Below are 2,859 nucleotides of genomic sequence, written 5' to 3' on the forward strand. Positions count from 1 at the left end.
GAACTCGATGCCTTCATCGACGCCGAGATCAAGCCGCTCGAGGACGCCGACGACAATATCCGTTTCTTTGACCATCGCCGCGAACATGCGCGCACCGATTGGGACAATCAGGGACTGCCGCGTCACGAGTGGGAACAATTGCTGCGCCAAGCCACGCGCAAGGCCGATGCCGCGGGGCACTGGCGGTTCTCGGCGCCGAAGAAATATGGCGGGAAGGACGGCTCGAACCTGTGGATGGCGGTGATCCGCGAGCATTTCGCCGCCAAGGGGTTGGGCCTCCACAACGACCTGCAGAACGAACATAGCATCGTCGGCAATTTCCCGTTTGTGGAGATGTTCGAGCAGTTTGCGACGAGCGAGGCGCAGAAGCAGGAGTTCATCCTCGGCGGGTTCGAGGGCAAGCGCCGCACCGCCTTCGGGCTGACCGAGCCCGACCATGGCAGCGACGCGACGCATATGGAAACGCGCGGCGTTCGCGAAACCCGCGATGGCGTCGACGGCTGGCGGATCGACGGGCGCAAGATGTGGATCACCGGCATGCATGTCGCGACCCACTGCGCGACCTTTTGCCGCACCGATGGTCAGGACGGCGATGCGAAGGGGATCACTTGTCTTCTCGTGCCCACCGGCACGCCCGGGATGACGGTCGACGAATATATGTGGACGTTCAACATGCCGACCGATCATCCGCGGATGACCTTCGACAATGTTTGGGTGCCGGATAGCATGCGGCTTGGCCCGGTCGGCGGCGGGCTGTCGATTGCGCAGAGCTTTGTCCACCAGAACCGCATCCGCCAGGCGGCGTCATCGCTGGGCGCCGCGGTGTTCTGTATCGAGGAAAGCGTCAAATATGCGCGCCAGCGCAAGCCGTTCGGAGAGGCGCTGGCGAAAAATCAGGCGATCCAGTTCCCGCTCGTCGAGCTGGCGACGCAGGCCGAAATGCTGCGCCTGCTGATCCGCAAGACCGCATGGGATATGGACAACACCCCGCACAAACAGATCGAACACACGCTCTCCGACAAGGTCAGCATGTGCAATTACTGGGCGAACCGGCTGTGCTGCGAAGCCGCCGACCGCGCGATGCAGGTCCATGGCGGCATCGGCTATTCGCGCCACAAGCCGTTCGAGCATATCTATCGTCACCACCGCCGCTATCGGATCACCGAGGGGGCGGAGGAGATCCAGATGCGCAAGGTGGGGGCGTATCTGTTTGGTTATTTGGGGCCAAGGCGGGAGACGTTGGGGTAAGGTGCGAAGCGGATCCCGATGCTCCCGATGCCTTCGATTTGCGCCTGAAAGCAGTCACCGGACGTTGCGGGAACCATCGGGCCGAGCGCGCCCGACAGGATGATGTTGCCAGCCTTCAGCGGCTCGCCGCGGGTGATCCGCATTGATGCGAGCCAGGCGAGGGCGTTCAGCGGATTGCCGAGGCAAGCCGCGCCGCTCCCTTCGGCGGCGCGCGCGCCATTTTTTTCGAGCTGCATCGTGCAGGTAGCAAGATCGAGGCTCCGAATGTCGACCGGTTGCGTGCCCAGAACAAAGAGGCCCGCCGAAGCGTTGTCGGCGATCGTATCGACCATTTTAATGTCCCAGTCGGCAATCCGGCTGTCGACGATTTCGAGCGCCGGAAGCGCATAGGCAATCGCGTCGGCGAGGCTCGCCGAGTTCTCGTCATCGGCGTCGATATCACGGCTGAGCACGAAGGCGATTTCGGCCTCGACCTTTGGCTGCAGCAATCGGCCTGCGGGCACGCCGTCCTGTTCGCCGACCTGCATGTCGGCGAACAGGACGCCGAAATCGGGCTGGTCGACCCCGAGTTGCTGCTGCACCGCCTTCGAAGTAAGCCCGATCTTGGCACCGACGATCCGCCTGCCGCTCTGCACCCAATGATTGCGATTCAGCGTCTGGATCGCATAGCCGTCGTTCATCGTCGCGAGCGGTTCGGCGAAGCGGATCGGTGCGAGGGGCTGGCCAGTATAAGCGGCGCGTATGCGGGCGGCATAATCCTTGTGATCGACCAAGCAATGTCTCGCAAAAAGCAGGAAGGAAATACTTAGCTATCTAAATAAAATTCGCCTGTCCACCGCGTAGCGGCAACCGAGACCGTGAAAATCCTTGCCCCATCATTCGCCCAAAGGTTATAGGTTAGTTAGCTAAGCATTTTTTGCTTGCGGGGAGCGACGGGCTTCGAGAGGATGGGCTGTGATCGAATCTGGCAATAGTGGATTGCGCGCAGAGGTGATCGTCGAATGAAGCAGTCGCTCGCGCGCACGCTCTATGACAAGATTTGGGACGCGCATGCCGTCGCAGAAGACGATGGCGAGACCCTTCTCTATGTCGACCTGCATCTGCTGCACGAAGTTACCTCGCCGCAGGCCTTCGCCGGGCTTGCTGCCGCGGAGCGAACGGTGCGGCATCCCAAACGGGCACTCGCGCTCTCCGACCATAATGTGCCGACCACCGGCCAAGCGACCGGACCAGCCGGGGTCGCCGATGCCGAGGCGCGGGCGCAGCTTGAGGCACTGGTGCACAACACGCGCCGCTTTGGGATCGAGAATTTTCCGATGGGCGATCCGCGCGGCGGGATCGTCCATGTCGTCGGACCCGAACAGGGGCGGTCGCAGCCCGGGATGACGATCGTCTGCGGCGATAGCCATACCTCGACCCACGGTGCCTTTGGCGCGCTGGCGTTCGGGATCGGAACGTCGGAGGTGGAGCATGTGCTGGTGACACAGACGATCCGCCAGCGCCGGTCGCGCAACATGCGCGTGACGGTCGACGGGGTGCTGGCACCGCACGTTCACGCCAAGGACCTCGCGTTGCATCTGCTCGGTGCGATCGGGGTCGACGGGGCGGGGG

Annotated in this window: 3 protein-coding genes; 2 read left to right on the top strand and 1 reads right to left on the bottom strand. The window is 62.7% G+C overall.

Translation table 11 applies throughout. The annotated features are described in order from the left end of the window. The coding region (locus tag FFS68_RS17715; protein ID WP_137754520.1) for an acyl-CoA dehydrogenase at nucleotides 1-1,248 on the top strand (1,248 nt) is incomplete at its 5' end. On the opposite strand, the gene FFS68_RS17720 is transcribed toward FFS68_RS17715, so the two are convergent. After that, complete coding sequence (locus FFS68_RS17720; RefSeq protein ID WP_249340227.1) at nucleotides 1,215-2,021, bottom strand: fumarylacetoacetate hydrolase family protein; 807 nt, start codon at nucleotides 2,019-2,021, stop codon at nucleotides 1,215-1,217. The two genes, FFS68_RS17715 and FFS68_RS17720, sit on opposite strands and share 34 nt — an antisense overlap. 228 nt (nucleotides 2,022-2,249) lie before the next feature. Between FFS68_RS17720 and FFS68_RS17725 the strand changes: the two genes are divergently transcribed. Beyond that, on the top strand, nucleotides 2,250-2,859 hold a 610-nt coding region (locus FFS68_RS17725), incomplete at its 3' end, for an aconitase family protein (protein WP_249340228.1).

This window comes from Sphingopyxis sp. L1A2A (assembly GCF_005502465.1).
GTDB lineage: Bacteria > Pseudomonadota > Alphaproteobacteria > Sphingomonadales > Sphingomonadaceae > Sphingopyxis.